Consider the following 5,342-nt stretch of genomic DNA (forward strand, 5'->3'; position numbering starts at 1 on the left):
CGCCCGCCCCCCGCTCCTCAAGCCCCTCCGGCGATTGAGGAGCGGGGTCCGGGGCGGAGCCCCGTGACCTCGGCGACAGCTCAGAGCGCCACGAGAAGACCGCCCCCGACCCGACCCGGCCACCCCGGTACGGCCACCCCAGAACGGCCACCCCGCACGGCCACCCCAGTACGGCCACCCCAGAACGGCCACCCCGCACGGCCACCCCAGTACGGCCACCCCAGAACGGCCACCCCGCACGGCCACCCCGCACAGCCACCCCGGCACAGACCGACCCCGAACAGGGAGCACCCCACCATGACCAGCACCAACCCCACCGCCCCCCTCCGCGTAGCCATCGTCATCGGCTCCACCCGCGACGGCCGCCTCGCCCCCACCGTCGGCACCTGGTTCGCCGACCACGCCAGGACCCACGCGCCCGGCACCCACTTCGACGTCATCGACCTGACCGATCTGAGCCTGCCGGACAACCATCCCGACTGGGGCCACACGCCCACCTCCGAGCAGGCCGAGCTCGCCGCCCGCGTGGACGCCGCCGACGCCTACGTGATCGTCACCCCCGAGTACAACCACAGCTTCCCGGCCCACCTGAAGCACTTCATCGATCTGCACCGCGCGGAATGGCAGGCCAAGCCGGTCGGCTTCGTCTCGTACGGCGGTGTCGGCGGCGGGCTGCGCGCGGTCGAGCAACTCCGCCTCGTCTTCGCCGAGTTGCACGCCGTCACGGTCCGCGACGGCGTCAGCTTCCACCGCGTGACCGCCGACCAATTCGGCGCGGACGGCACGGACGGCACGGCCCACGAGCCGCAAGGCGCGGGCGAGGCGGCCAAGGTCCTGCTCGACCAGCTCGACTGGTGGGCCCACGCCCTGCGCACGGCCCGCGCGGAGCGCCCGTACAGCTGAGCGGGGCCGGTGCCTCAGGGCTTGAACACCATCTCGTGATCCACCTTGGAGGGGTCGCCCGGGTTCGGCACGGCCCCTCCGGTGCGGACGAACCCGAACTTCCGGTAGAACCCTTCGGCCCGCGCGTTGTCCTCATGGACGTGCAGCCGTACCCGCGTCACCCCGTCGAGCCGGGACGCCCACTCCACGGCAGTCGAGAACAACGCCTCCGTCAGCCCGCGCCCCCGCGCCGCCGGCCGTACGAACACCCCGACGAGCTGCACCTGACGCCGCTCGACGGCCCGGCCGAAGAAGTCCTCGGCCCCGGCCTCCTCGACGAGCGCGACGACCGTTCCGTCCCAGGTCCCGTCGTTCCTCACCGCCACGAACTGCCGGGCGATCGTCCCGTGCGAGGCCCCCGCCGCCCGGTCCTGCCAGAACACGTCGGGCCGCGCCAGCGCCTGCTCGTACGTCTCCAGGAACGCGAGCGGCGCCATCGGATCGCTCAGCGCGGCGAGCCGCAACTCCTTCACCGCGGGCCATTCGTCGGCACGTACGGCACGGATCTCGTAGTCCATGCGCGGCACCCTACGGGCCCGTAGTACCTGGGTACTACCGCGTTTTACGGTGCTGGGTGCCCGGGGCGGACGCGGCAGACGGCCACCTCACGGCACCTTCATGGGTATGACGATCCAAGCGCACGGCCTCACCAAACGCTACGGCGGCAAGCCCGGCAGGGCAGCGGTCGAGGACCTGACCTTCACCGTCGAACCCGGCACGGTCACCGGTTTCCTCGGCCCGAACGGCGCCGGCAAGTCCACGACCCTGCGCATGCTCCTCGGCCTGGACGCCCCGACGTCCGGCCGCGCCACGATCGGAGGCCGCGCCTACGCCACCCACCCCGCGCCCCTGTGCGAAGTCGGCGCGCTCCTGGAAGCGAAGGCCGTCCACCCCGGCCGCAGCGCCTTCCACCACCTCATGGCGCTCGCTCACACCCACGGCATCCCTCGCTCCCGCGTCGAGCACGTCCTCGACCTCGCGGGCCTCACCGACGTAGCCGGCAAACGCGTCAAGGGCTTCTCCCTCGGCATGGGCCAGCGCCTCGGCATCGCCGCCGCCCTGCTCGGCGACCCGGCCGCGATCGTCCTCGACGAACCCGTCAACGGCCTCGACCCCGAGGGCGTCCTGTGGATCCGCACCCTCCTCAAGTCCCTCGCCCAGGAGGGCCGTACGGTCCTGATCTCCTCGCACCTGATGAGTGAGATGGCGCTGACCGCCGACCACCTCGTCGTCATCGGCCGCGGCCGCCTCCTCGCGGACACCACTGTCACCGCCCTCGTACGCGAATCAGGCGCCTTCTACGTCAAGGTCGTCACCCCGGACGCCGCCCGCCTGCGCGCCCTGCTGACCGGCGCCGAGACAACCGCCGAGGCCCCCGACACCCTCCATGTACGCGGCCTCGAAGCCCCCGACATCGGCCGGATCGCCGCCGCGCACGCCATCCCCCTCTTCGAACTGAGCCCGCGGACGGCCTCGCTGGAGCAGGCCTTCATGAACCTCACCCACGACGCGGTCGAGTACCAGCCGACCGCGGCCCCGACGGGAGCCGGACGATGACGACGACGACGCAGACGACCACCACCGGCACCCCCCTCGACACCCCCCTCGCCTACGCGGTGACGCCGCGCCGCGTCCTGCACGCGGAGTGGCACAAGTTCCGTACCCTGCGCTCCACTTGGTTGACGCTGGGCCTGGCGGCGGCCCTGGTGATCGGCGTGGGCCTCGTCATGGGCTCCACCTACGACGGCGACGACGCGAACATCGACACCGTCCTCTTCACCCTCTTCGGTTCGCAGCTCTCCCAGATCTGCGTCGCCGTCCTGGGCATCCTGATCAGCGCGGGCGAGTACTCGACGGGCCTGGTACGCGCCACGATGGCGGCCGTCCCACGGCGCCTGCCCGTGCTGTGGGCGAAGGCCGGCGTCTTCACGGCCTTCGCCTTCACCTTCACCTTCGTCACGAACACGGTGACGTTCCTGCTGGCTCAGATCTGGCTCTCCGACACCGACAAGTCCCTGTCCCTGACCGACTCCGGGGTCCTCGGCGCCCTCGCGGGCAACGCGGCGGGCGTCACCCTCCTCAGCGTGATCGCCCTGGGCCTCGGCGCCCTGTGCCGTTCGATCCCGGCGGCCATCGGAGCGTTCGTCGGCGTCGTCATGATCCTGCCCGAGGTGCTCGGGGCGATCAGCAACGACGTCGTACAGAGCGCCGTGAAGTACTTCCCGGCGAAGTCCTCGGAGTCCCTCGGCACGATCACACAGGTCGCCGGCCACAACGCGCCGCTCACCGGGCTCCTCTCGCTCCTCGTGTGGGCCGCCGTCGTGCTCGGCGCCGCCGCCCTCCTTCTCAAGCGCCGTGACGTATGACCAGGATGAGCGCGTGACATCCGAAGCCCGCCGGTCAGAGCCCCGCACCAGCCAGTTCCTGCACCGCACCACCCGGCGGGTGCGCGCCTTCGACCGACGCCGTCCGCTGGCGTGGGACCTGCTCCTGACCGGCTTCTTCGTCCTCGCGGCCTACGTCGACTACGTGGGCGACGGCTGGAAGAACATCGCCGCCGACACGCACGTCCCCGGTTGGCTCGTCCTCCTCCTCAGCCTCGCCCTGTCCGTCCCCCTACTGTGGCGCCGCACCCACCCGATGGCCGCGCTGACGGTCATGGCGGCCGCCGGCATCGTGAACAGCGCGACCGGAGCCGTCCTCCAGGCGGCCATGCTCCAGCTCTTCGCCGTCTTCAACGTGGCCCTGCGCGCCCGCATGCGCACCCTGCTCCTGGCCTGCGCCCTGACGATGGTCCCGGTCGTGGTCGCTGTCATCCGCTACCCCAGAGGCAGTTGGGACGCCCAGGTCGTGCCGCATTTCTGGGCCCTGGCTCTCGTCTGCGCGTTCGGCATCGCCATCCGCAGCCGCCAGGACTACACGAACTCCCTCGTCGAACGCGCCCGCCGGCTCGAGGTCGAACGCGACCAGCAGGCACAACTCGCGGCCGCCGCCGAACGCACCCGGATCGCCCGCGAGATGCACGACATCATCGGCCACAACCTCTCCGTCATCACCGGCCTCGCCGACGGCGGCTCCTACGCGGCCGCCCGCAACCCGGAACGCGCGGCCCAGGCGCTCACCGCGATCGCCACGACCAGCCGCCAGGCCCTCACCGAACTCCGCCGCCTCCTGGACGTCCTGCGCGAGGAAACCCCGGCTACAGGACCGGAGTTGGCACCGCAGCCCGCGCTCGCGGACATCGACGCTCTCGTCGACGGCGTACGCACCGCGGGCCTCCCGGTCCACCTGACCCACACCGGCACACCACCCGCCCCGCTGCCGTCCGGCACGCAACTCGCCCTCTATCGCGTCCTCCAGGAAGCCCTGACGAACGCCCTCAAGCACGCGGGCCCGCAGGCGACCGCCAGAGCCGACCTCTCCTACGCTCCCGACGCCGTCACCCTCACGGTCACCGACACGGGCCGCGGCGGTTCACCGGACACCGGGGGCCGGGGCCTGACGGGAATGCGCGAGCGAACTTCCCTGTACGGCGGCACACTTGAGGCCGGCCCGCGACCGTCCGGCGGCTGGCGGGTCACAGCCCATCTCCCCGTCCCCAAGGAACCCACCACGTGAGCTCGGCCCCTTCCTCCTCCCCTTCCTCCTCCTCTTCCCTCTCTCCCTCCACCTCGGTCCTGATAGTCGATGATCAGCCCATGCAGCGCTTCGGATTCCGCATGCTTCTGGAGAGCCAGGACGATCTGCGGGTCGCGGGCGAGGCGGGCACCGGTACGGAAGCCGTCGTCCTCGCCTCCCAGCTGCGCCCGGATGTCGTGCTGATGGACATCCGCATGCCGGGCATGGACGGTATCGAGGCCACACGCCGCATCGTGTCGGCGTGGTCCGGCGCCGGGGACGGCCCACGCATTCTCATTCTGACCACGTTCGACATGGACGAGTACGCGTATGCGGGCCTGCGTGCCGGCGCGTCCGGCTTCCTGATCAAGGATGCTCTTCCGGAGGAACTCCTCGCCGGTATCCGCGCGGTGGCGGCCGGTGACGCGATCGTGGCCCCGGCTCTGACGCGCCGTCTCCTGGACGCCTACGTCCACCGTCTTCCGGCGGCTCCCGGCGCTCCGGCGGCACCGGATCCCCGTATCGCCTCTCTCACGGACCGCGAGCGCGAGATCCTCACGGTCATCGCCCAGGGCTGGAGCAACGCGGAGATAGCCGAGCGTCTGCATCTCGCGGAGTCGACGGTGAAAACGCATGTGTCCCGCATTCTGGCGAAGACGGGAGCACGGGATCGGGTGCAGGCGGTGATCGTGGCGTACGACGCGAAATTGGTGGAGCCCGCCTAAACGCAGAAAACCCCCGTCCGGTATCCCCGGACGGGGGTTTTCTCTTAAAAATAGTTC

6 protein-coding genes are annotated in these 5,342 nt (G+C 71.0%); 5 read left to right on the forward strand and 1 reads right to left on the reverse strand.

All coding sequences use genetic code 11. The features are described from left to right. The first annotated feature begins 297 nt into the window (after positions 1-297). Positions 298-903, forward strand: a complete 606-nt coding sequence (locus ABD366_RS05140; protein WP_324770354.1) for an NADPH-dependent FMN reductase — start codon at positions 298-300, stop codon at positions 901-903. A gap of 14 nt (positions 904-917) precedes the next feature. On the opposite strand, the gene ABD366_RS05145 is transcribed toward ABD366_RS05140, so the two are convergent. Continuing rightward, positions 918-1,460 carry a GNAT family N-acetyltransferase gene (locus ABD366_RS05145; protein WP_324770355.1) on the reverse strand — a complete coding sequence of 181 codons (543 nt, stop codon included), beginning with the start codon at positions 1,458-1,460 and terminating at the stop codon, positions 918-920. A gap of 106 nt (positions 1,461-1,566) precedes the next feature. Here ABD366_RS05145 and ABD366_RS05150 point away from each other — a divergent pair, with 106 nt between their 5' ends. The 4 genes from ABD366_RS05150 to ABD366_RS05165 are packed head-to-tail and all read left to right on the forward strand — an operon-like array spanning position 1,567 to position 5,285. Beyond that, positions 1,567-2,499: an ATP-binding cassette domain-containing protein gene (locus tag ABD366_RS05150; RefSeq protein WP_324770356.1), complete on the forward strand. Its 933-nt coding sequence runs from the start codon at positions 1,567-1,569 to the stop codon at positions 2,497-2,499. Next, on the forward strand, positions 2,496-3,308 hold the full coding sequence (locus ABD366_RS05155) for an ABC transporter permease (protein WP_324770358.1): 813 nt from the start codon (positions 2,496-2,498) through the stop codon (positions 3,306-3,308). The genes ABD366_RS05150 and ABD366_RS05155 overlap by 4 nt, the downstream gene beginning before the upstream one ends. A gap of 13 nt (positions 3,309-3,321) precedes the next feature. Beyond that, a complete protein-coding gene (locus ABD366_RS05160) occupies positions 3,322-4,560 on the forward strand; it encodes a sensor histidine kinase (RefSeq protein WP_324770359.1) in 1,239 nt (412 codons plus the stop codon). After that, entirely contained in the window at positions 4,557-5,285 is a 729-nt protein-coding gene (locus ABD366_RS05165) for a response regulator transcription factor (RefSeq protein ID WP_324770360.1), read from the forward strand. Before ABD366_RS05160 ends, ABD366_RS05165 begins: the two co-directional genes overlap by 4 nt. The last annotated feature ends 57 nt before the right edge of the window (positions 5,286-5,342 follow it).

Source organism: Streptomyces kunmingensis, assembly GCF_039533535.1.
In the GTDB taxonomy this organism is placed as follows: Bacteria; Actinomycetota; Actinomycetes; order Streptomycetales; family Streptomycetaceae; genus Streptomyces; species Streptomyces kunmingensis.

Coding starts and splice junctions, on each gene's coding strand:
- ABD366_RS05140 (WP_324770354.1), top strand. CDS start 298: ATGACCAGCACCAACCCCACCGCCCCCCTCCGCGTAGCCATCGTCATC.
- ABD366_RS05155 (WP_324770358.1), top strand. CDS start 2,496: ATGACGACGACGACGCAGACGACCACCACCGGCACCCCCCTCGACACC.
- ABD366_RS05150 (WP_324770356.1), top strand. CDS start 1,567: ATGACGATCCAAGCGCACGGCCTCACCAAACGCTACGGCGGCAAGCCC.
- ABD366_RS05145 (WP_324770355.1), bottom strand. CDS start 1,460: ATGGACTACGAGATCCGTGCCGTACGTGCCGACGAATGGCCCGCGGTG.